Source organism: Robbsia andropogonis, from assembly GCF_000970345.1.
In the GTDB taxonomy this organism is placed as follows: domain Bacteria; phylum Pseudomonadota; class Gammaproteobacteria; order Burkholderiales; family Burkholderiaceae; genus Robbsia; species Robbsia andropogonis.
This window is the reverse complement of the sequence record NZ_LAQU01000005.1, coordinates 253643-277750: the sequence shown is the minus strand read 5'-3', so window position 1 is coordinate 277750 and position 24108 is coordinate 253643. Positions and strand designations below refer to the sequence as shown.

At 61.7% G+C, this 24108-nt stretch carries 16 protein-coding genes and 1 pseudogene; 8 read left to right on the top strand and 9 right to left on the bottom strand.

Going from position 1 to position 24108, the window contains the following annotated elements; all coding sequences use genetic code 11:
- The 7 genes from cobJ to WM40_RS07505 all read left to right on the top strand — a co-directional run.
- Nucleotides 1-1111 (top strand): precorrin-3B C(17)-methyltransferase (gene cobJ / locus WM40_RS07535; RefSeq protein WP_046152544.1); only part of this gene is annotated, 1111 nt, incomplete at its 5' end.
- Nucleotides 1108-2805, top strand: a complete 1698-nt coding sequence (locus WM40_RS07530) for an ABC transporter substrate-binding protein (protein ID WP_024904397.1) — start codon at nucleotides 1108-1110, stop codon at nucleotides 2803-2805. The genes cobJ and WM40_RS07530, both read left to right, overlap by 4 nt.
- Entirely contained in the window at nucleotides 2805-3821 is a 1017-nt protein-coding gene (locus tag WM40_RS07525) for an ABC transporter permease (protein ID WP_046152543.1), read from the top strand. Before WM40_RS07530 ends, WM40_RS07525 begins: the two co-directional genes overlap by 1 nt.
- A complete protein-coding gene (locus tag WM40_RS07520) occupies nucleotides 3818-4702 on the top strand; it encodes an ABC transporter permease (RefSeq protein ID WP_052738220.1) in 885 nt (294 codons plus the stop codon). The genes WM40_RS07525 and WM40_RS07520 overlap by 4 nt, the downstream gene beginning before the upstream one ends.
- Nucleotides 4699-6318 (top strand): ATP-binding cassette domain-containing protein, encoded by a 1620-nt coding sequence (locus WM40_RS32250; RefSeq protein ID WP_024904400.1) that lies wholly within the window; start codon nucleotides 4699-4701, stop codon nucleotides 6316-6318. The genes WM40_RS07520 and WM40_RS32250 overlap by 4 nt, the downstream gene beginning before the upstream one ends.
- 91 nt (nucleotides 6319-6409) lie before the next feature.
- Entirely contained in the window at nucleotides 6410-7675 is a 1266-nt protein-coding gene (locus WM40_RS07510; RefSeq protein WP_046152542.1) for a hypothetical protein, read from the top strand.
- 377 nt (nucleotides 7676-8052) lie between these two features.
- Entirely contained in the window at nucleotides 8053-9414 is a 1362-nt protein-coding gene (locus tag WM40_RS07505; RefSeq protein WP_024904402.1) for a DUF3100 domain-containing protein, read from the top strand.
- Between the two features lie 95 nt (nucleotides 9415-9509).
- Here the strand turns inward: WM40_RS07505 and WM40_RS07500 are convergent, their stop codons facing one another.
- The 3 genes from WM40_RS07500 to WM40_RS07490 all read right to left on the bottom strand — a co-directional run bounded on the left by WM40_RS07500 (nucleotide 9510) and on the right by WM40_RS07490 (nucleotide 13412).
- Nucleotides 9510-10697, bottom strand: a complete 1188-nt coding sequence (locus tag WM40_RS07500) for a M20 aminoacylase family protein (protein WP_024904403.1) — start codon at nucleotides 10695-10697, stop codon at nucleotides 9510-9512.
- Nucleotides 10698-10871: 174 nt separating this feature from the next.
- Nucleotides 10872-12383, bottom strand: coding sequence for an aldehyde dehydrogenase family protein (locus WM40_RS07495; RefSeq protein WP_046152541.1), 1512 nt, complete (start codon nucleotides 12381-12383; stop codon nucleotides 10872-10874).
- A gap of 159 nt (nucleotides 12384-12542) precedes the next feature.
- Entirely contained in the window at nucleotides 12543-13412 is an 870-nt protein-coding gene (locus tag WM40_RS07490; RefSeq protein WP_046152540.1) for an NAD(P)-dependent oxidoreductase, read from the bottom strand.
- Between the two features lie 185 nt (nucleotides 13413-13597).
- On the opposite strand from WM40_RS07490, the gene WM40_RS07485 reads away from it, so the two are divergent.
- Nucleotides 13598-14518: a LysR family transcriptional regulator gene (locus WM40_RS07485; RefSeq protein WP_024904406.1), complete on the top strand. Its 921-nt coding sequence runs from the start codon at nucleotides 13598-13600 to the stop codon at nucleotides 14516-14518.
- A 96-nt stretch (nucleotides 14519-14614) separates the two neighbouring features.
- Here the strand turns inward: WM40_RS07485 and WM40_RS07480 are convergent, their stop codons facing one another.
- The 6 genes and pseudogenes from WM40_RS07480 to WM40_RS07455 form a co-directional block, all read right to left on the bottom strand.
- Nucleotides 14615-15364, bottom strand: a complete 750-nt coding sequence (locus tag WM40_RS07480; protein WP_046152539.1) for an SDR family oxidoreductase — start codon at nucleotides 15362-15364, stop codon at nucleotides 14615-14617.
- Between the two features lie 38 nt (nucleotides 15365-15402).
- Nucleotides 15403-16098 (bottom strand): vWA domain-containing protein, encoded by a 696-nt coding sequence (locus WM40_RS07475; protein WP_157685100.1) that lies wholly within the window; start codon nucleotides 16096-16098, stop codon nucleotides 15403-15405.
- A 44-nt stretch (nucleotides 16099-16142) separates the two neighbouring features.
- The gene (locus WM40_RS07470) at nucleotides 16143-17411 is read right to left on the bottom strand and encodes an AAA family ATPase (protein WP_046152538.1); all 1269 of its coding nucleotides are present in this window, start codon (nucleotides 17409-17411) and stop codon (nucleotides 16143-16145) included.
- A gap of 69 nt (nucleotides 17412-17480) precedes the next feature.
- Nucleotides 17481-21578, bottom strand: a pseudogene (gene cobN, locus WM40_RS07465) (cobaltochelatase subunit CobN); the annotation flags it as partial.
- Between the two features lie 33 nt (nucleotides 21579-21611).
- Nucleotides 21612-22766 (bottom strand): cobalamin biosynthesis protein CobW, encoded by a 1155-nt coding sequence (cobW, locus tag WM40_RS07460; RefSeq protein ID WP_024904411.1) that lies wholly within the window; start codon nucleotides 22764-22766, stop codon nucleotides 21612-21614.
- 170 nt (nucleotides 22767-22936) lie between these two features.
- Nucleotides 22937-23926: a TlpA disulfide reductase family protein gene (locus WM40_RS07455; RefSeq protein WP_082102493.1), complete on the bottom strand. Its 990-nt coding sequence runs from the start codon at nucleotides 23924-23926 to the stop codon at nucleotides 22937-22939.
- Nucleotides 23927-24108: the final 182 nt, after the last annotated feature.

Below are 24108 nucleotides of genomic sequence, written 5' to 3'. Positions count from 1 at the left end.
ATACGAGCGTAGTGCGCCCGCAGGCACGTTGCTGATTCACCCGCGAGGTGTTGTCGTCAATGTGTGCGTGGTCGATGACGCACTGGCCGATCGCATCGAGGTCACCTTGCAACAGGCCGATATTGCGCGCGCCGCGGTAGGAGCCTTGCGGTGTCCACGCGCATTGATGGGCGACGATCGAATCGACGACACTGCCGACGCGATGGGGGTACCGGTGCGCTACACCGACGCATCCCTCGACACAGGCTCCGACGGCATCGGACTCGATATTCGCACGGTACCGGTGACGCCTGACACCCTGGGCATCGCGCGGGGCATCTTGTCTGTCATCGGTCTTGGCCCCGGAGATAAGGCAATGCTGGCGCCAATGGCATCCGAGGCACTAAGACACGCCGACGATATCCTCGGCTACACGACATACGTCGATATGGCGGGCCCCTTCGCCCCGTGGCAACGTCCCCAGGGTACCGACAACCGCGAGGAGATGGCACGTGCGCGACATGCATTACAACTCGCCGCGTCGGGAAACCGCGTGGCAATCGTGTCATCGGGTGATCCGGGCGTCTTCGCAATGGCAGCGGCGGTCATGGAAGCCCTCGACACCGCCGCCGAAGACAGCGCGCTGCGCCGCGTGCGTGTGCAAATCGTGCCGGGCATCACGGCCGCCTTCGCGACCGCCGCGGCGGCCGGCGCGCCACTCGGACACGATTGCTGCCTGATGTCCCTTTCAGATAACTTGAAGCCTTGGGAAATCATCGAAACCCGGCTTCGCATGGCCGCGGAGGCCGATATGGCCATCGCCCTTTACAATCCGATCTCCCGCGCGCGGCCATGGCAACTCGATCGCGCGCTGGCATTGCTGCGTACGATCCGCGCTCCGGAAACACCCGTGGTGCTCGGCCGCGACATCGGGCGGCCCGGGGGGCGCATTCGGCATCACACGCTGGAAAGCCTGCGAGCCGACGATGTGGACATGCGTACGATGGTGATCATCGGCGCGTCCACCACGCGATACATTACGAACGGATCACCCGGCACCCGGCAATGGGTATATACCCCCCGCTGGTACCCCGCCGCGGGACAGGATGCAACTCCCAGGAGAGAAAGGTGAATCGACGCCGTTTCCTGATCGACAGCACGTCCGCCACCGGCATCGCGGCCGGCGCGGGCGCCTTACCGCTGCTGTTCATACCGCCCTTCTCAACCGCGCATGCCGCGGATATCGATAGCGTCACGCGCGCGCAAAGCGTCCGGGTGCTTGGTGAAGGCGCGCCCAATAGTCTCGATCCGCACGGTGATGGCGTCAATCACGAAGCCATCGGCGCGTTCTCGAACCTCTACGACACGTTGGTGCAATTCGACCGTAAGGCGGTCAGCGGCACACCTGGGTTCTATCGTTACGACTACACGCATTTCGCGGGCGCCGCAGCGCAGTCGTTCACCCCCCTGGAGGGCGGCAAGTCCTGGCGTTTCCGTCTACGCGATGGCGCGACGTTCCATAGCGGCCGTCCGGTAGATGCGCACGCGGTCAAGTGGTCATTGGATCGCGCGCTGGCGTTGCCAGGATCGAAGCAGCAACTTTCCACCGGTTCGATGACGGACCCGGCGCAGTGTGTTGTCGAAGATGCGATGACCTTGCGCATCGATTTGCCACGGGCAGACCGTTATCTGCTGCCGAACCTGGCGCTGACCTATGGCGCCATCCTGGATGCGGGCACGATCCAGACGCACGCAACACAGGACGACCCCTGGGGCCGTGACTGGCTACGCGCGCAAGGGGCAGGTGGTGGCGCATTCAAGGTATCCTCCTGGACGCCCGGCCAGCGCATTGCCTACACGCGCTTCGACGCATGGCGCAACGGGCCGCTGCCCTTCATGCGCCAGGCGCTCGTGCAAGCCGTTCCGGATGCATCCAATCGTGTGGCGGCGCTGTCCCGGGGCGACGCCGACATCGTGCTGCAATTACGTCCGACCGACTTCGATGCAGCAGCGACCTTGCCCGGCGTACGCCCGCTGTCGATCCCGGTGACCAACGCGTTTCGTTTCCTGTCGTTCAATACCCGCACGAAACCGTTCGACGACGTTCGTGTGCGTCAGGCAATCGCCTATGCACTGCCTTATCAGGCAATGTTCGATGGCGTTGCACGAGGTCACGGTGCGCGCCTGTATGGCGCCAAGCCATTCGATATCGGTAGCGATAATTCGGAAGCGCCGCTCGCGACCTTTCCACAGCCCTATCCGTACGATACCCGGATCGCACGTGCGCGAATGCTGCTGCGTGATGCCGGACTGCCCAGCGGCTTCGATACCACCCTGTGTTACAGCAGCGCCGACGTCAGCGTCGCCGAGCCTGCGGCCCTGCTGATCCAGCAATCGCTGCGCGCCGTCGGCATCCAGGTGCAATTGGAGAAGGTCCCCGGTACGCAGTGGGCCGAGCGCGAGACACGCAAGACACTGCCCTTGTTCCTTGACTGGTCTTCGGCGTGGTTCAACGAGCCTGATTACTTTTATCGCATCTTTTTCGAAGGCGATTGGCGTTGGAATTTCTCGTCGTATGATGATGCCGGCTTGAAACAGCTGACCGATGCCGCACGTTGGCTTTCGTCGCCCGCCGAACAGTCGCGATACGAGCAATTGATGCGCAAGGCGGCGGCGCGGGTGATGCGTAACGTGCCATTGATCCCGCTCTGGACGCCATCATTCGATGTGGCGTTACGGCGTGACCTGACCGGTTTCACATATTACGTCCATGCCCAAGTCGACCTCCGAGCGCTTTCGCGCGCGACAGCCGGTGTCGGTCCGTAATGGGGTGGGGCCTGAAGCGCCTGGTGTCCGCCGGCATCGTCATCGTGGTGGCGGCTATTGGCACGTTCCTGCTGGCCCGACTGTTACCCGGCGACCCGGTCGCACATCTGGCGAGCGGCGTAGCCGCCAACGCGGAGGGGCTCGCCGCGTTGCGTCATCGGTTAGGCCTGGATGTGCCGGTGTCAAGGCAATTGGGCCGCTATCTGCTGGGGCTATGCCGGGGCGACTGGGGGCGATCATATGCTACCGGCGAGCCGGTATTGCAAGAACTGCGTGACCGCTTGCCGGCGTCGCTCGAATTGACCCTTGTGGGTCTCCTGTTGAGCACGATCATCGGCATTCCGCTCGGCATCGCCGCCGCGTCCCGTCGTTCCGGCCCAGTCGCCGTTTTCTACCGTTGGCTCACTAGTGCCGGCATCGGCTTGCCGAGTTTCGTGATCGGTCTTCTACTGATCCATATCTTCTACTTTCGCCTGGGATGGGCGCCCGAGCCATCCGGGCGTATCGACGCGTTTGCAATCGCCCCACCTTACCATACGGGCTTTTTCCTTATCGACGCCTGGATCGCGCACGATGGCGTGCTATGGCGAGATGCATTCCGCCATCTTTTGCTGCCGGCCGCGACCATGGCGCTGTTCGGCATGGCGCCGCTGGCACGCATGACCTGTTCGGCCATGCAACAAGCGCTGGACAGTGCTCCGGTGAGAACGGCACGCAGCCTTGATTTGCCCCCGTGGCGGGTGTTGCGAGACTACACACTGGCACAGGCGGCGGCACCCATTGTGACCGCGTTCGGCATGGTTGCCTCCTATTTGCTTGCCGCAAACATCGCGGTGGAACGGGTTTTCACCTGGCCGGGTATCGGCACCTATGCACTGGATGCACTTGCCGCATCCGATTATCCGGCATTGCAAGGTTTCATATTGATGGTCGCGATCCTCTTCGCCGTGTGGAATATGCTGATCGATTGCCTCACGGCAGTGCTCGATCCGCGCGTCGCGGAGATCGAGCAATGAGTCAGGCCAATCGACCAACGCGCAGCACCACGACCTTGGGCAGCATGCGGCTGGCCCTCGGGCAACATTTTTTTGTCGCATGCAGGCCATTTGCCGGGCTGATATGCATTGCCATGATTGGCTGCCTGGGACCCTCCGTCTTGGGCTTTGCCGGTCTGCACGCGGATCAAGCGGATGTCATGGCGTCGCTGCAGCCGCCGTCCCGGCACCACTGGTTCGGCACGGACGAGATCGGGCGCGACTTGCTTATCCGCGTCGTTGCGGCAACACGACTCGACCTGATGATGGCATTGAGCGCAGTGCTATTGTCGGCGCTGTGCGGCGGCATGCTAGGCGCGGCGTCGGCGTGGTGCGGCGGCAAGGTCGACCGGCTGTTCCAACGGGTGGTGGATGTCGCCATGGCATTTCCGTTGTTTGTGGTGGCGTTGACGTTGGCCGCGGTTTTTGGCAATGGTGCCGGCAGCGTCGTCCTGGCAACTGCGCTCATCAACATACCGTTCTTCGCACGTCTCACCCGTACCGAGATCGCGCAGCGCCGCGCGTTACCGTATGTGGATGCGGCGCGCCTGGATGGCTGGTCGTCCGTGCGCATCCTCTTTTGCATTCTGCTGCCGAACAGCCTGCCATCCCTTATTGCCCATGCGACCACCAATATTGGCTGGGCCATGCTGAACGGCGCCAGCTTGTCGTTCGTCGGCATGGGCGTGCGTCCACCGGCGGCAGAATGGGGCACGTTGATCGCGGATGGAGCCAGTGCGTTCATTGGTGGGCAGTGGTGGCTCGTGACCTTTCCCGCGCTCGCGCTGTTCCTGACCGTCCTGATCGTCAATCAGGCAGGCCATGCGTTGCGCGCGCGTTTCGTGCCGGGGGCGCAGCCTTGAGTGCGCACGCGGACGATCACCCGAGCCAGGACACCTTGCTTCGCCTTGACCGGTTGACGCTGGAAACCGCGCTTGCCCCATCGGGAAGATCGGATCGTCCGACACGCATCGTCGACGCGTTGTCGCTTTCCATTCGACGCGGTGAACGCGTCGCGTTGGTAGGGGCCAGCGGCTCCGGAAAAACGATGACTGCACTTGCCATCGCGGGCTTGCTGCCACGCGGCGTGGTTCAGCGCGGCGGCAGTATCATGACAGCCGCGCCGCGCAGCCCATTGCGTACGGCAATGATTTTTCAAGATACGCGTGGCGCCTTGCAGCCCATTCGTCGGATAGGGAAGCAATTAGACGACGTACTGCGCTACGCTCCGTGTACGTCGGAGGGTGTTTCCGCCAAATGTTGGTCGACCCCGTCGCAACGTCGAGCAACCGCTGTTGCCTTATTGAACGAGGTCGGGCTGCATGACGCCGATCGGGTACTGCGAGCCTATCCCGCGCAACTGTCGGGCGGCATGTGCCAGCGTGTATTGATCGCCTTGGCGCTTGCGCGGCAGCCCCATCTGCTACTTGCCGATGAACCGACCACCGGCCTTGACGCCGCCAATCAACAACGCGTGATGTCCTTGATCAATGACGTCGCGCGCGCACGTCATGCCGCCGTCTTGCTGATCACGCATGACCTGTCGTTGGCCGTCGACCAGTGCGACCGCATTGTGGTCATGCGCGCGGGACGCGGCGTCGACATCCTCCGTGCCGCCGACATCGGTACGCCGACGCGTCACCGCTACACGCGAGCTTTATGGGCCGCGCATCGATTGGCGGCATTTACGCGGCGACCAGTGAACGTCGACGACGAGACATGCAACGGCGACGTCGTGCCAGCCTCGCTACATGGCAAGACGGATCAGAGCACGCCATCGCTTCAACTGCGAGCAATCAGGAAAGGCTATGCCGGAAGATGGTTTCAACCACGCGCGCAAGTACTCGACGCCGTCGATCTGACGATGCATCGGGGCGAAATTGTCGGCCTCACCGGACCATCCGGCAGCGGCAAGACAACGTTGGGACGTATCGTGGCTCGCCTGTTGACGCAAGACAGCGGCCATGTGCTCTGGAACGACATTGATCTGTGCGCCGGCCGACCCTCGGGCGCTGCCAGGGCGCCGTGGCGGCATGCGGTGCAATACGTCCATCAGGACGCATGCGCCAGCCTCGATCCATTGCGCAGCGTCGGAGATATCCTTTCTACAGCGGCGCATCTATCGTCCGGCATACGGCATATCGCCCCTGCCTTCGACATCGACACAGCGCTACGCGAGGTCGGCCTGTCGCCGACCCTCCGTCACCGACGTCCTCACCAGCTATCAGGAGGAGAAGCTGCCCGCGTGGCGTTGGCGCGGACATTGGCTCGTCGGCCTGAACTTCTGGTACTCGACGAACCCACAGCCGCGCTGGATGCTCTCACGCGCGCGCGCATCCTGAAACTGATGCATCGGCTCGTGCGGTCGTACGGCCTGACGGTGTTGTGCATTTCGCACGATGTCGCGGCGCTGCGTGCGTTATGCGATCGCATCATGGTCTTGCAACAAGGTCGCCTCGTAATGGCCGCCTCATTTTGAGAAAAATTGAAATGTACTGTCAATCATTCTAGATTTACGGCGATAGACTGGCACGTCGGACCTGCAAAAGTCCAAACGACGGAACCAGAGCATGACCATCCTGACCATTTACAATCATGGCACCGGGGGTGCCTCGTCCAAAGACGCTCAAGCGGGCGAAATCGTCAACATCTTCGGCAACGCCGCGCGCAGTATGGGCAGCGAATTCGTCGACTGGGTTGTCACCGAGGGGGTCGGCGCGGTCGGTAGTCCCGACAGGCAGTTGTGGACATCGCAGATCACGGTCGACAACGCCACGGGCGAATCACGTTTGAACCTCATGCAGCACAAGGTCGCCGCGGGGAAGGCACGCGTCGATGACTATCTGAAATCGGCGGGTACGCCCTGGCTCGCCAGAAAGCTGATGCCCCGCAACCAATCATTGCAGATCAGCGGCATTGGGGCCGACGAGAATGTGGCATCCATCCTGAGCCTCCTGAAGGTCATGTCGGCCCGCAATACCCTTCCGGAAGCAATCAATCTCATGGGTTGGAGTCGCGGTGGTGTAACGTGCATCCGCATTGCCTATTTCATGAACCTCGATCCAAGGCTAAAACACATACCCATCAATATCTTTGCTGTCGATCCGGTTGCAGGAGAGGGGCATGACAGGGAACCGGAAGCCAGACATATCGGGGCGAATGTTAAGAACTACGTTGCGACCTTGTCCGTTCACGAGAATCGCAAAGGCTTTACGCCGATGACATTGACCAGAAATACGGAGACGTCATTGATTATCAGCGAGGATACACGCTATGCCATTCTCCCCTTGCCGGGATTGCATTCAGACACGGCAAAATTCCAAACGGCCAGCGGCAAACTTACTTTTCACTTGTGCTACCAGTTTCTCACCCAGCACGGTACAAAGATCAGTGAAACAATCCGTGCACTAACGAAGTTGAATGTGCATGCGCAACTGTGGGAATACGACAAGCTCATTCAAGGCGCGAAAGTGGGGGGCATTAAAACCGGCCATACCAACATGACGGCGCGCTTTATCACGGGGCGAGCACGCCGGGAAGTGCATGAGGACATCGCGTCGAATCATCAGCGCTTCTTCATCAATGCGCATCATCGCGTCCTGTTCGAGAAGAAATACCCGAAGATCTACCAGCGATACTTTACGGGCGTTCAGATCGGCATGCAGCGCATGATCGGAAAGACACTCGCCGATGAGTCAATGGCACAGGAATTTTCCGAGATGGGTCCCGGACACTACGCCGCGATCCTGCAACAGACGGCGGCTTTCACCCCCACGGGTTCCGATCTGGACTATACGTCCATGCAGTGCGTGAAAACAAACCATCTGGCGGAGTAACCGGGTCTTCACACCAAGCGTCCGTTGCCATTACGCCCCCGCTCGCCGGCGCGGAGCGGCGCGATATCAGGCACGTCATTCAACCAATCGTCACGCGCTTTCGCACACGGGCGATGGTTTTGCGGCGGGGGCTACGGCGAAGCGATGTCACGCTTACCGCCGTTTCATATACAGTGTTCTAATTTCTCGAACACGAATTAAATTGGTTGCGGGGTCCGGCATTTTTTGACCATCCGACACTGCGATGTCGCGCATTGCGTGGTGCCTCGTTTTCCGATGCGTCACACGGTATCCGCGCCTGCCGACCTTAGCACGCCTGTTCTGCATGCCTTGGCAGAAAACAACCCATAGCCAATGTCAGCCCGCACGTGGAGACCATGAGTACAAAAGCCTTTTCCAGTTTTCCCGATCGTGTCGATCTAGGAGGCTATGCGAAGCTGTATTTGTTCGCACTCGCCATTGTTGTCGTGGCATGTCTGATCGGAGCCGTCACCTTTAACGTCGGACCTGGCCAAGTAGTATTGCTGCCAATGGTCTGGGCCATCCTGATGGGTGCCGCCCTGGGTCTCGCGGCACGGCATTTGCCACCTGTCTTTCGTCTCGAGCGCGCGATGCAATTCAAGGCATCGGCCATTCTCCAGGCGGGGCTGCTGATCTTCATCGCCAAGCTCGGCCTGCTGGTGGGCGGGTCCTTGCCAGCCATCGCCAAAGCAGGCTGGTCGCTGGCGTTTCAGGAATTCGGGCACTTCGTGGGTACCATCCTGCTCGGCATGCCGCTTGCGCTTCTGCTAGGCATCAAGCGGGAAGCCATTGGCGCAACGTTTTCAGTCGGGCGTGAGCCCAGCCTGGCGATTATCGGCGAACGCTACGGCATGGATTCCCCCGAAGGACGAGGTGTCCTGGCGGAATACCTTACCGGCACAATCTTCGGCGCCGTCTTTATCGCGATCTTCGCCGGTTTCATTGCCAGCCTGCATATTTTCAATCCAATCGCCCTGGCAATGGGCGCGGGTGTCGGCTCGGGGAGCTTGATGGCAGCAGCAGCCGGCGCGATTGCCGCATTGCAGACACCGGAGGTCGCCAAGCAAGTGGCGACGTTCGCGGCGGCCAGCAACCTGATCACCACGACGATCGGGACCTACTTCACGCTGTTTATTTCACTGCCTCTCGCCGTATGGGCCTATCGTGTCTTTGAACCTGTATTAGGCCGGCGTACACGTGCCGGCGCAGCCGCGGCGGCGCGCGCTGATGCGCAGGAAACCCATGTTGACACGGAGACCCAAGCGAACGACGAGAGCGGAACACTCAGCGCATCCTCGCGATGGGTGTCGTGGCTTGCGATATCCATGCTGACACTGATCGGTAACCAGATCCTGTACAAGACGCCAATCGTCGATGCCTTGCCTGGCGCCTTGATTATTTTGCTTAGCGTGGCAGTCGGGCATTACCTCACGGTCGCCACGCGCCATAAGATTCCGGCCGTCTGCGTGGTGTCGATCATCGCCATGTATCTCACGTCCCCGTGGTGTCCATACTCCGCGACGGTGGCGGCACTCACCGGCAAGATCAACTTCCTGGCCGCGGTACCGGCGATGTTGACCTTCGCAGGATTGTCAGTGGCAAAAGACGTACCGGCTTTCCGTCGCCTGGGGTGGCGCATCGTGCTGGTGTCACTGGTTGCGAACGGCGGCACTTTCCTTGGTGCGACAGCCATTGCGCAGTTCTTCCATCACGGGTAATGCGCTTGCATGCCGCCACCTGCGCGGCACCGCATGAGCCGAGCCGGCGGTGGGTGCGATGGCTTTTATCGTCTCAAACCGCCACCGCCTTACGATCATTTCAGATAACGCTCCACCAACGTCACGAAGTAGCTCGCCCCTACCGGCAATAGTGCGTCATTGAAGTCATAACTGGCGTTATGCAGCAGGCAGGGACCGCCGCCGTGACCCGCATCGCGATGGTCGCCCGAGCCGTTGCCGAGGAAAGCGTAGCAGCCGGGCTTTGCCCGCAGCATGAACGAAAAATCCTCGGCCGCCATCGTCGGAGCGATGTCCGCGTTCACCGCATCCGCCCCTACCACCGCCCGCATCGCCTCCACGGCGAAAGCCGTCTGCGCCGCATCGTTGATCGTAGGCGGATACTCGCGGTCGAAGCGGATATCGACCTCGCATTCGAATGCTGCCGCCACGTTTTGCGCGATCAAGCGCACGCGGCGTTCGATCATATCCAGCATGGCATCGGAAAAGGTACGCACGGTGCCGCCTACCCAGGCATCGGTCGGAACGACGTTATTGACCTCCCCAGTGTGCATTTGCGTCACCGACAGTGCCGCCGACTCAATCGGGTTCTTGTTTCGCGACACGACACCTTGCAACGCGCTGACCAATTGCGCCGTCGCGAAGACCGGGTCGCGTCCCATATGCGGCATGGCCGCATGGCATCCTGCTCCTTTCAATGCGATATGAAAAGAACTGGTGGACGCCATGATCGGTCCCGGACGCACGCCAAAATGCCCGGCGGGAATACCGGGCCAGTTATGCACGCCAAACACGGCTTCCACGGGAAACCGGGCGAACAGGCCGTCATCGATCATCGCCTGGGCACCCGCCCCGGCCTCTTCCGCTGGCTGGAAAAAGAAATGCACGGTCCCGTCGAAATCACCATGCGCAGCCAGATATTGCGCGGCGCCAAGCAACATCGTCGTATGACCATCGTGGCCGCAGGCATGCATGGCATTGGCCTGCGTTGATCGATGCGCAAACGTGTTGACTTCCTGCATCGGCAACGCATCCATATCGGCACGCAATCCGATCGACTTGGTCCCGGTCCCGCGTTTCAATGTACCCACCACCCCGGTACGACCAACGCCCCGGGTGACGTCAATACCATACGACTGCAATTGCGCGGCAACCAGATCGGCGGTGCGATGCACCTCATAGCCCACTTCCGGATGCGCGTGAATGTCATGGCGAATACGCTGCAAAGCGTCCGCCTGGGCAAGAATTTCAGCCAAAAGCTTCATTACGTTCGCTCTATCTGATGCAAATGGATGGTGCGGCAGCGCAACGCGCTCCCTTTACCGCACCATTCTATCCGACGCTAGCCACGGCGAGGCTTCGCGTCATAATAAACGGCAACGCCCGGCCGTCGGGACAATCCGAAGGGCCGAGCGTCGTAGGGGAAGCGGTATCTGGATTTACAAATAACCAAAACCAGTCGCCGGTGCCGCGGCGGTCTCAACCCAGACGCTCTTTGTCTGGGTGTACTCGTACAACGCCTCCACGCCACTGGACCGACCGTAACCACTCAAACCATAGCCGCCAAACGGTGAGGCCACGTTGATCGTCTTATAACCGTTGATCCAAAATGTGCCGGCATTGACTTGTGCAGCGACGCGATGACCACGTCCGATATCATTGGTCCACACCGCGCCAGCCAGTCCGAATGCGGTATCGTTTGCCATCGTGATCGCCTCTTCCTCGGTATCGAATGGAATGGCTGCCACGACCGGCCCGAACACTTCCGTGCGGGCAATCGCCATATCATTCGTGACATTCGCCAGGACCGTTGGCAAGACAAAATAGCCGCCGTCACGCCGTTCGGCGGAGCCGGTGACCAACGTTGCGCCGTCGGCTACCCCCGACGCAATCATATTCATGACGTGGTCGTATTGTTTCCGGTTGTTGATCGGGCCGACTTCCGTGGCATCGTCCAAAGGTGCCCCCACTTTGATCTTCCGCGCCCCACCCGCCACCAGATCGACAAACTGATCGTAGACATTGCGTTGCACCAATAGCCGCGAGCCCGCGACGCAACTCTGTCCGGCGCCCGCGAAGATCGCGGCCTGCGCGGTCAAAGCGGCGCGTTTCAAATCGGCATCGGCGAAAATGATGTTCGCGGATTTGCCGCCCAATTCCAGCACGCACGGCAAAACGCGTTCAGCCGCGGCTTTTGCGATCTGGATACCCGTGGTCGGAGACCCGACAAAAACGACCTTCTTGACCGTCTTGTGCGCAATAGCCGCTTGCGCCACGGTGTGACCAAAACCGGCAAGCACGTTGATCAAGCCTTTTGGCGCGCCCGCCTTTTCCGCGAGCATGGCAAGCACCAGTGACGTGAACGGCGTGAGCTCCGACGGCTTCAACAAGACCGCATTGCCCATTGCAATAGCGGGTGCGACCTGCCAGCCGCAGGTAAAGACCGGCGCATTCCATGGCGTGATCTGCAGCACGACACCGGCCGGCTCTCGGCGTGTGTAGTTAAGATGCGATGTGGGAACGGGAATCACTTCGCCATAGAACTTGTCTGTCCAGCCGCCGTAGTATTCGAACATTTCGGCGACCTTGGCCACCTCGCCCCGACAATCGCGAATCGGCTTGCCCGAGCCCAGTGATTCCAGACGCGCCATCGCCTCGACATGTAGGCGTAGCTCACGGGCAATGTCGAACATCACGCGTCCGCGCGCGGCGTGCGTCAATGACCACCACTGCGTCTGCGCACGCGCCGCGGCGTCGGCTGCCTGCGCGACGATGGCCGCCCCACCGTCGCGGTAACCGAGACTCTGTGCGCCGGTAGCGGCGTCATGAAGTTGCACTACGTCGCCCGCGCCTTCAATCAACGCACCATCGACATAGGAACCAATGGTCCTGGCGTTTGGGAAAAACTGCGTGAAGGCGGCAAGCAATTGCGTTGCGGCGGTGTCTGCCATGATGGTTTCCTGCTGTTCAGATAAAGAAAATCGGTCCAGTAAAACGCGAGGCGGGGAAAGTGCATCGACGTGCAAGGTTGCGCGTCACTCACCCGCCCCCTTCCGAAATCAGACATGAGGCCGGAAGCGGCCCGTCTAGAAAATGCATCGCGACGTTGATTACGACTGCGGATCGATGTATTGAACGATGCGATTGAAATCCTCGCCATCGCCGATCGACGCTTCGCTGGCCTCCCAAAGACGCCCCGCCTCACGCGCTATCGGCGCGGTTGCGTCGATACTCTGGAGCAGCGCCATCGCCAGCCGCATGTCCTTGCGCATCAGCTTCATCGTAAAGCCGGAATCGAACGTTTCAGGAAAAATCCATGTCGGATAATTCGTCAGCGTCGCACTGTTCCTGCCCGATCCACCATTCAGCGCATCGATGAGCTTCGTCGGGTCGATATCGAGCGCCGCGGCGGCACGTACCGCTTCGCTTGCAACCAGCAGATGCGCGCCGGTCAACAGATTGTTCAACAGTTTGGTCACGTGTCCCGCGCCCACCGGCCCCACATGGTTTCGCTTCGCACTGATCGTCGCAAGGACCGGCTCCACCGCCGCTACGTGCTCAGGGCTCCCGCCGAGTACCATGATCATGGTCGCCATTGCCGCGCCTTTCGGGCCGCCACTGACCGGAGCGTCGACAAACCCGATACCGGCCGCCGCCAACACGGCAGCCACCCGTTTCGTGCTGTTCGGATCGGCCGTGGTCGTATCGACGACGATTGCGCCGCGTTTGCCGGACGCGGCCACGCCGTCCTCTCCCAGCACCACCTTTTCGACGATGTCCGATGTCGGCAACGACAGGATAAGCACATCGGCTTGGCCCGCGATCTCGGCGATCGTCGCGCATTCCTGCACGCCCTGCTCGCGCAGACCGGGCGAGACACCGGCAACATCGAAGCCCAGGACGATATAACCGCCCTTCACCAGTGACAGCGCCATGCCGCGCCCCATGTTCCCCAGGCCGATGACCCCGATTTTCTCCACGTCCTTTCTCCTTTTAAGCGATGTGCACCCTCGGTCAATGAAGCGGCAAGCATGTCGGCGGTACGCAGCCGCTTTCCCCGCGACGCCCCAAGGACGGGTTGATAGCGCCATCCTCGCGGTTCCCGGCCGTATAATCCATCGACGCCAATAATGAATTTGTTCGAATAATTCGCACACTCGACGCCATGCCTGAACAATTGACCGAAAGCCGGATCATCTATTTATTCGAAGCGGTCCGGTGTGGCACGATCCGGGCTGCGGCGGACTGGCTCAATGTCGCGCCATCGGCCATTAGCCGCCAAATCAGTCTGTTGGAAGCGGAACTGGGTACGTCGTTGATCGAGCGACATGCCCGCGGCGTCAAGCCGACCGAGGCCGGCGAATTGGTGGTGGGATACTTTCGCGAGCAACTGGCGCATCGCGACGACCTGCTGTCACAACTGCAAGCCCTCAGCGGCCTGCGTACGGGTCATGTCAACGTCGTGCTGGGGGAAGGCTTTGTTTCAGACGTGCTTTTCGGACCCATGCCGGTGTTCTGCAAGCAATTCCCGAATATCGCCGTGAATCTCGATATGGCGGGCACGAACGAAGTCGTGCGGAGGATTTCAGAGGACGAGGGCGAAATTGGTCTTGTCTACAACCCGCCGACCGATCCCAAAATTGTGTCGCGGGCGGTATGCACGCAACCGATGATGGCCATCGTCGGTCCTGCATTTCGCTGGCCGGACCCGGCAAAGCCGATGACGATCCAGACACTGGCGACCTATCCATTGGCCGTCACGCATCCGTCGTATGGCACGCGGCAAATGCTGCAAGCGGTGGAATATGCGGAAAAAATCACCTTCCGTCTCGGCGTGACGACGAACTCGATCGATATCCTGAAGCAGTTCGTCAAATCCGGTCTCGGCCTGACCGTGTTGCCACCCTTTGCGGTCAGCAGTGAAATGGACGCAGGTGAATTGCGCGCCATCCCGCTCGATCATCCGTTGCTGATGAACGGGCAGGCGCATTTGATCACGCGAGTCGGACGCAAGCTGTCCGTTGCATCGAACCGCATGCTACAGACCATGAACACCCATCTACGTGCGTTTCGCGACGCGCGTTGACTCTCAGGCGCCATTGTTATTGTTCATCGAATGCCCCACACGCCAAGATCGCCGCATATCCCTTGCGCCCCGCTACAAGACATAGCGTGACAGGTGTCACACCGATCGCATCAACCCGCCATCTACACGAATGTTCTGCGCAGTGATATACCCAGCGCCAGGCGAGGCCAGGAACGCTACCGTGGCGGCAATTTCCTCGGCTGTGCCGTATCGGCGCATCGGCACCATGGCGCGACGTTCATCGCGTTCGGGCAGACTGTCGATCCAACCAGGCAGCACGTTGTTCATGCGCACGTTGTCGGCCGCGTACTTGTCCGCGAACAACTTCGTGAATGCCGCCAGGCCCGCCCTGAACACCGCGGACGTCGGAAACATCTCACTGGGTTCAAACGCCCATGCCGTCGAGATATTAATGATCACGCCGCCTTTTTGTTGCTGCATGACCGGCGCGACCAGTCGGGTAGGACGGACGACATTCAGCAGGTAGGTGTCCATGCCCTTGTGCCACTCGTCGTCCGTGATATCGAGAATGGGTGCCCGTGGGCCATGGCCCGCGCTGTTCACCAATACATCGATCCGCCCCCACCGTACCACGGCCAGATCCACGAATCGCTTCAGGTCGTCGTTTGACTGGTTCGACCCGGTCAGGCCCAGACCGCCCAAACGTTCAGCCAATGCCTCCCCTTTACCTGAGGAAGACAGGATACCAACCTTGAAGCCGTCCGCTGCCAGCCGTTGCGCGGCGGCCGCTCCCATCCCGCTTCCGCCGCCGACGACAAGCGCGACCTGGGTCGTGCCGCCGGCGGCCTTGTCGTTTTCTCTCGTGCTTTCGTGTGTTGCCGACATTGCGTTACGCTCCTCGTTGCACTGCTATCCCATTTGCCTCAACGCACAACGCAAACGCCGCCCCAGATCCGTGCAAGCCGCGCCGCCTGGCGCTCCCCTACGTGTCGCCGCATCGCGTCGTGCGCTGGCCCGTTCGCGCCACCCGACGGCAATACGATATCGATGGTATCGAATCCTTCAGGTCGCGCCGGCAATGCATTGGTGAGCCCGTCCGTCAGAAGGACCAGCGCAACGCGACCGTTCAGTGGCCCCCCGTTCTTGCCGCGACGGCCGAACGTGCACGCGGCGTCAACGCCGCGCTGCAATGGCGTGCCACCGCCCCCCGGGAGAGGCGCCAGCCATCGCGCATGCCATCCGCGCGGAACACCAGGCCCAAAATGCACGGCCGCGCCCCTCCCATCAAAACCGATTACGACAGCGTGGGCATCGCGTTTTCGCACACGTCTCAACCACGACATCAAAAGTCCTTTCGCATGTGCGAGCGCACCCGACGCGACCATCGATGCCGAGCAGTCCAGCAGAAATACGGTACGTGTGGGGCGTGCCGTGCCGCGTTGCACAGCGCGCAAGTGACCCACGGCCAAAGGTTGACCCCGTGCCGCCAATAGCGTGTCCGGCCACGCCACGGTAGCGTGATGCCGCACAACATCCTGCCCTTCGATGTGTCGCCGCCGCATCCGTCCATCGATGGGGGACCGTGATAACGCATTCGCCTCAGCCCATTGTCGCGACATCCCGGGATCTTTTGCACCATCGGGACCGGCGTTGTCACGACGGGTCAGACTTTTTTTGGGTCGTAGGCACGAACGGGTTTCACCTGTGCCACGGGTACCGGCTCGGGCGCCAGATATCCCCAATCTCTGTCTGGATCACCATCTGGCGACGTACCCGTGTCTCTTCCGGGGCGTGTCTCGTCGCGCCGGTGAGCCTGCTGCATCGATGACGGCCCGGAATCTTGAGATGCATGCAACGCGTTGCCAGGTGATCCGGATAGCCTACCGGATGGGGCTGCCTCGCGCGCGCCGTCCTCGACACCGGAAGCACGGTCGGCATCGCGCGACGGTGTACCGGAATGGGACGGGGCAGCCGACGCGGGCGTATCAACGGGCGGCAACGCGGACGCCGACGCATGCGATGTGGCTGGACGCCCTTCGGCTTGACGGCGATGCAGCAGGACCAGCGGCGCAACCCGATCGACATGCCCAACCGATATCGCGGCATCCCCATCGAGCGCCGCTTGGGCACGCGCGGCTTTCAGCATCACTAGATCGGCACGGACACCGTCCACGGCTGCGGCGAGGCACCAGTCGGATACGCGTCGATGCACCGCATCGCTGAACGCCAACCCGCCTATGCGCTGCCGCGCCGCATGTAGCCGCTGGCCCAACGCGGTGCTTGCCGCGGCATGTGCCGCCACGAACGCGGCAGGATCAAGGTCGAACGCGAGCCGGGATCGAACGATGGACTCTCGCACCGATACGTCCGCATAATTCTCGAGCAGGACGGATAAACCGAACCGGTCGCTCAATTGCGGACGCAGTTCGCCCTCCTCCTCGTTCATCGTACCGATCAGTACAAATCGCGCCGCGTGCCGATGCGACACGCCATCCCGTTCGACAACATTGACGCCACTCGCCGCCGCATCGAGCAGCGCATCGGCCAACGCATCCGGCAGTAGATTGACCTCATCCACATACAACACGCCGCCATCGGCCTTGGCCAGCAAGCCTGGGGCAAATCGCGCGGCGCCCTCTCGCAGCACGGCATCCAGATCCAATGAGCCGATCAGTTGCGCTTCACTGGCACCCAGCGGCAATGTGACAAACGGAGCCGGTGCGAGCAACGCCGCCAACGCGCGGGCGCTCGTGGATTTCGCGGTACCACGGGGCCCGGTGATCAAGACGCCGCCGATACCCGCGTCAACCGCGACCAACAGCAGCGCTTGTTGCAACAGCGCTTGCCCCACCAATGCCACGAATGGAAACGAAGGTGACATCGCGGAGGAAGAGGGACAATCGGAGACGATGGCTGCGGAAAGCGAAGTCATTTTCTATCTTACATGAGGTGCCGCGAACACATCGGCCGATTGCAATGGCGCGATGTCCGACGACGGAACCCCGCCTTCGGTCATCGCATCGGCTTCCAGCAGATATTGCTCGATGCGGTCCTGGTGATCACCGGGTTCCTGCCAAAGCCCTCGCCCGATCGCCTCCAGCATCCGCGCACATATCGCCTGCAGGGCCTGCGGATTATGCTCCGACAGAAAAGCGCGCGTGCCGGGATCATGCAGATAGGCATCGGTGATCATCGCATACTGCCGGTCCGACACGACCCGCGCGGTGGCGTCATAGCCGTAGACGCAGTCCACGGTATCCGCCAGTTCCGCAGCTCCTTTGTAGCCATGGCGTTTCACACCATCGATCCATTTCGGATTGACGACCCGCGAACGAATGACAAACGCGATTTCGTCCTGCAGGGTCTTGATGCGCGGTACATCGATCTGACTATGATCGCCGACATAAACCGCCGGCTGGTGTCCCGAGAGATGTCGCACGGTAGCCGTCATGCCCCCCTGAAAAAGGTGGTAATCGCTGGAATCGAGCACGTCGTGTTCGCGGTTGTCCCGATTTTGCACGACCACATCCACCGCTTTCAGACGCGTGGCGAGCATGGCCTCGGCGGGTACGCCCGCATCACCCTTGCCATACGCATGCCCCCCCCAACGCAGATAGGCGTTGCTGAGATCGCTGTCCGTTTGCCAATCACCGCTGTCGAGTGCCTGCTGAATGCCTGCGCCGTAGGCCCCTGGCCGCGCACCAAAAACGCGCCACCCTGCGCGCCGACGGGCCTCATCATCCGACGCGCCCTGCGCGACGAGCTGATCTCGCTCGAGGCGGATACGCGCCCGGATCGGGTTTGTCTCCGCATCCTCGTCGAGTTCCGCCACGGCCTGTACCGCCGCATCGAACAGATCGATCAGATTGGCGAAAGCATCGCGGAAAAACCCGGAGACGCGCAACGTGACGTCGATACGGGGTCGATTGAAAATGCTGATCGGCAGTATTTCGAAATCGGTGACGCGGTGTGATCCGGCGGCCCACTTCGGACGGACCCCGAGTAACGCAAATGCCTGCGCCATGTCGTCCCCCCCGGTACGCATCGTCGCCGTTCCCCACACCGACAAACCAACGGCGCGTGGAAAATCACCATGATCTTGCAGGTGGCGCTCGATCAGTTGGTTGGCGGCTTTCAATCCAAGCGCCCAGGCAGACTGCGTGGGTAGCGCACGCGTGTCAACCGAGTAGAAATTGCGCCCGGTAGGCAACACGTCAGGCCGCCCACGCGATGGCGCGCCACTCGGGCCGGGCGGCACGAAACGCCCCGCCAATCCGCGGAGCAACTGCCGCATTTCCTGCGTGCCACAGGCATCGAGCCGCGGCGCGATCTGCTTGTGGATACGCGACATCACGGCACGCACCGTCGGCCATTCGCGTAGCGGATAGCGCGACATTGCGCCATCGTCGCCAGCCGAGGGGGGAGCCGCATCGCGATGTTCGAGCAAAGCCAAGGCGAGCCGCTCAAGCCGCTCCCGCGTATCGCCGTGATGGCGCCATGCATCGTCACCCTGCTGTGCCAGCCAGACCGGCCGGGGTCCCGTCCAGGGCGCGGCGGGGTCCGCACGCAATGGATCGTAATCCTGCGCGACAACCCCTCCTTCCCCATCGGGCATCGGGCGCATGCCCATTGCCCGCGACTGAGGCGTCGCATCGCCACCGGCATGCGGGGTCGCGTGTGCCGAAAGGCTTACGGCGGCGTCGCCGTTTGCGTCATGCCGGCCGCACAAGCCGAGGTCACGGGCTAACGCCTGGATCAACCCCGCTCGCGCCCCCTGGCCGTCCCCTGTCGGAAAACGCGCCAGGGCCAGCAGGGTATCCCGTCGCTGGCGGCCCGTCGGAGAAAGACCGAATGTGTGCAAACCATCGCGGATTTGCGCTTCCTTCAACTCACACAGGTAAGCGTCCGCGCGGGTCAGCAAGGCGTCCTCATTTTCGCGGTCCGCACCATTCAATGCGCCGCCATCGTCCGAAGGCAGCGGCACGCCCAACTCTTCGTGCAGACCGTTCTGGACAATCGTCCGCAAAATCGATCGACGCAGCAGTACCGCGCGCCGCGGATCGACCATGAGCGCCTCATAGTATTCGTCTACCTGCCGTTCGAGATCCTGCAAAGGCCCGTAGTTCTCCGCACGCGTCAGGGGCGGCATCAAGTGATCGATGATGACGGCCTGCGCGCGGCGCTTGGCCTGGCTGCCCTCGCCCGGATCATTGACGATGAACGGGTACAGGTGGGGCAACGGACCCAAAATTACATCCGGCCAACAGTGCGCGGACAAGGCAACACTCTTGCCCGGCAGCCACTCCAGGTTACCGTGCTTTCCCACATGGACGACTGCATCGATCACATAGCTTTCACGCAGCCACCAGTAAAACGCGAGATACCCATGTGGCGGGGCGATCGTGCCATCGTGGTAACTGGCATAGACGTCGATGTCGCCGTTGGCATCCGCGATACGCTTACTGCCGCCCACGTGCCGCCCGCTAACGATACGCGGCGGTTGAATACCGACGAACACGTTGCCATATCGCTTGCCGGCGATCATGAAACAACCTTGTCGGACCGTCGGGTCGTCTTCCGGCTCCCCCCATTGCGCGCGCACCGCCGTCCGCAATGCCTCAGGCAAGGCATCGAACATCCGTCGATACTCGCGCATCGGCAGGCTTTGCCAGGCGGCGCGCAATGGACGGCTAGATGGGTCGTTCGTCACACCCTCGCGCAGCGCGGCCATCAGCATGGCGCCGTCGGATGGCAGGGGCGCGCTGCATGAATAACCCTGTTCCGCCAGGGCCGTCAGTATCCTCGTCACCGACGCAGGCGTGTCGAGCCCCACGCCATTGCCGATCCGGCCTTCCGATTGCGGATAATTCGCCAGTATCAAGGCAACGCGCTTTTGCGCCGCGGGCAGTGTCCGCAGACGGCACCAGCGCTGCGCCAACGCCGCGACGAACGCCACGCGCTCCAGGTCCGGTTGGTACCGAACCACATCCACCTGGGTCAGCGGGCAATGGTAATCGAGCCCCTTGAAACTGATCGCGCGCGTGATAATACGGCCGTCGACCTCCGGCAACGCAACATGCATCGCCACATCCCGGGCACGCAGTCCCTGCTCGTCGCCCAGCCAGTCGTCGCGGTTCGCGCCGCTGAGAATCAATTGCAGCACGGGCACATCACCGAAGACCTCGACCGAAGCCGGTGTCGCCGACATGTCGGTAAAAGCAGTGCCGGCGTCGGCGTCATCGATGTCGTCGCGATCTATCGACGCGGCCGCGAACGCCGTGGTGTTCAACACGACGCCGACGTTTGCCTGCTTGCAAACCTGGCGCACGCCGTCCACGCTCAGTGTGTCTTTCAGTGACGTGATGGCGATCGGCAGGGGATTCACCCCGCGCGCCAGCAAGGCGTCGGCCAACGCATCGAATACAGCGGTATTGCCCGCCTGCAAGTGCGCTTTATAAAAAACGATTGCCGCCACCGGCGCAAAGCCGCCATTACCGTCGCATCGATGCCAACGCGCCTGCCAATCGGCAAGGGTCGCGACGGTGACATCGGGATGATAGAGCGCCACAGCGGGTAACGGCGCCGGCGGCGGCGGCAAGGCGAGGCGATCCATCAGATACGCCAGGTAGCGCAGGAACGATGCCGCGTTGACCGCCCCCCCTTCGCGCAAATAGCGCCAGAGTTGCCGGCATGTCTGCGGTGATTCCGTGCTGCGCGCGGTAAGGCTGGCATCCTCGGTCAAGTCACCGGAGAACATCACCAAGGTGCTGCCCTGCTCTCGCGCGATCGCGGTGACCCGTTCGATACCGTACGGCCAATAACTATCGCCGCCCAAATGGTCGACAACCATCACCTTGGCGTGGCGCAGCACATCCGCTTCATAGAAGTCGATGGCCGCCGGTTGCCGCAGGAAGGCAAGATTGGCCAGACGCAATGTCGGCAAACCTTCGGGCTGCAGACGCTGATAGGTCTGCGCTAGCAAAGCCAGCGTCGTATCGGCCGAACTCAGTACGACGATGTCGGCCGGTGTCTGCTCGATACGGATCACGCCGGCGCTGTCGTCGACGAATCCCCCTGGCGTGGTGCGGAGTAAGTGCATGCGTCAGCACAAGGCGTCGCGGACTCGGCGCGCTCAGGCGAGCGCGCCGGCAGCCGGTGCCGTTGCCTCCCCAGAACCGCTGAACGTTCGCAGAGCCGCATCAAAAGTCCGCTGCAACGCAGGCCCGTCCAGATCTTCACCGATCAACACGAAGCGACTCCGCATGGCGCCGTCCGCCATCATCAATGACTCGCGCTCGGCGGCCGTCCACCGCCGGTCAAAATATCCGTCGAAACGGCGTCCGACGCCCTGCACGACCAGACGCATCGCCGCCCCAGGCAGCGCGGCAAAACCCTTAACGCGGTAGATCGTATGCGCGGACACCATTGCATCGAGTGCCTGCATCAGTTCCGCGCGGCCGGCCACTGACGCCTCGACGACAACGGAATCGAATGCGTCATGATCGTGATCGTGGTGATCCGGGTCGTCCGCGCCATGGTGGTCATGCCTGAGATGGATACTTTCCTCCGATGCCGCTTCGAGCCCCAGGAGCGCGTGCAGATCCAGTTTACCCATCGACGCGGGGACGATCTTGACATGCGGCGGAATCTCGCCCCGAATCAGCGCTTCCACCTTGTCACGATCGGCGGGATCGAGGATATCGATCTTGTTCAGGATGACGAGGTCAGCTGCCGAGAGCTGGTCTTCGAACAGTTCATGCAGCGGCGATTCATGATCCAGATTCGGGTCCGCGCGACGCTGCGCATCCACTGCCGCCGGATTGGCCGCGAACTGGCCGCTCGCGGCCGCGGGGCCGTCGACAACCGTAATGACCGCGTCAACGGTGAAACTATTTTTGATCGATGGCCAATTGAACGCCTGCACCAGCGGCTTCGGCAAAGCTAGGCCGCTCGTTTCAATCAGCACATGGTCGATCTGGTCGCGGCGCTCCACCAATGCCTCCATGACCGGGAAAAAGGCCTCCTGGACCGTGCAGCACAGGCAGCCATTGGCGAGTTCATAGAGTTCTCCGGCACGCTCCGCCCCCACGTTACCATCGGCATCGATGTCGCAACCGATACCGCAGCCCTTCAGGATGTCGCCATCAATGCCCATTTCGCCAAATTCATTGACGATCACCGCAATCCGCTTGCCTTGGGCATGCTGCAAGATATGACGCAGCAACGTGGTCTTGCCGCTGCCGAGGAAACCGGTAACGACGGTAACGGGAATCTTGCGCAACTGCATGCTGGCGCTCCTGGGCGGCGGACCGCGAAATGCGCACCGGCTGCCGGCACGCCAAAAAGAAAACGCCGGCGCCGAGTATCCTCGCGCCGGCCACGCGTGCAGTCTAGGCCCGACCCATTGCCCCGTCAAGACCGCACGCCCCGTGCCTGGGCCCGGTCGTCCTCGCGGGACTATTGCAACTGATCCAGGGTCGCGCGCAAAGCGGGCTCGGACAACTCACCAAAATGCACCGCCGCAAAACGGCCATTTGCGTGAAAGAACAGTGTGGTGGGCACGACACTACTATGATAATGCTCCCCGAGACGGGCATCATGGTCCATCAGGACGTTGTCCAGGACCAGATGGGTGGACGCCAGATACGCGCGCACCCGTTCCACCGTCTCGCCCTGATTGGCGAAAACGATGTGGATGCCGTGATACGCGGCCTGCACACGGGCCAGCGCCGGCATTTCGCGACGACATGGCCCGCACCACGTGGCCCATAAATTGACCACCGTTGGTTGTCGTGGCGCGCCATGGAGCGGCACGGCCATCAATGCTGCGTCCTGCGCGTCCGCGAAGGTCCAATTCGGCAATGCTGGCCGGCTGGCGGCACCGGCGTGCAGCGCCGCGCCGGCACCACACCAGGCAATGATCGCCGCACACACCGTCGCGGCCAATGGTGCCCGCAAGCTCGCCCGACGCCATCCGGCCGCAACCAGAACGAGCGAGCCGCAAAGCAATCCCGTGACCACGGACATGCCGCCGTCACGCACATCGAGCATCGCCCCGATCGCGTGCCATACGTCGGCCGCCGCGAACGAACGCGCGACGTCTCCCACGTCGCCGCTACCGTCAGGAATATACGCCGCCCAGTGCCGAGCAACATAGACTACCCGTGCGGCAACGCCCCCCAGAATCAGCGCCCACCATAAGGGCGGCTCGACATGTGTATGCTTGCGCCGCGCGAACAGGGTTGCAAGGACCATGCAGAGGCAAGCCGCCGCGATCCATTGCAGAAGGGTCGCCGTCACGGGAATGCCAAGAACGACAAAGGACGCTTCAGGGGCAAAGATCGATGAGACCTGCCGGATTAACATTGAGACAAATTCGGACACGATGCCTTCGGCATGCAACGATCCAGCGCCTGAAGCGGCGCCTGAGAGTATGGGGTCAGACATGGCACGACATGGTTTCCCAGACTGACAACATAAAGGTAAATCGGCGGACCTGACAAAGCGGTTGCCGCATGCGCCGGTCGGCGTTACGATATTTTGCACGGCTGCCGATTATAGCGCTGCGGCGAGCAAGCAGGCGGCACGGGCAAACACCATCACATGCAGGCGCAATCGTCCACTTGCGA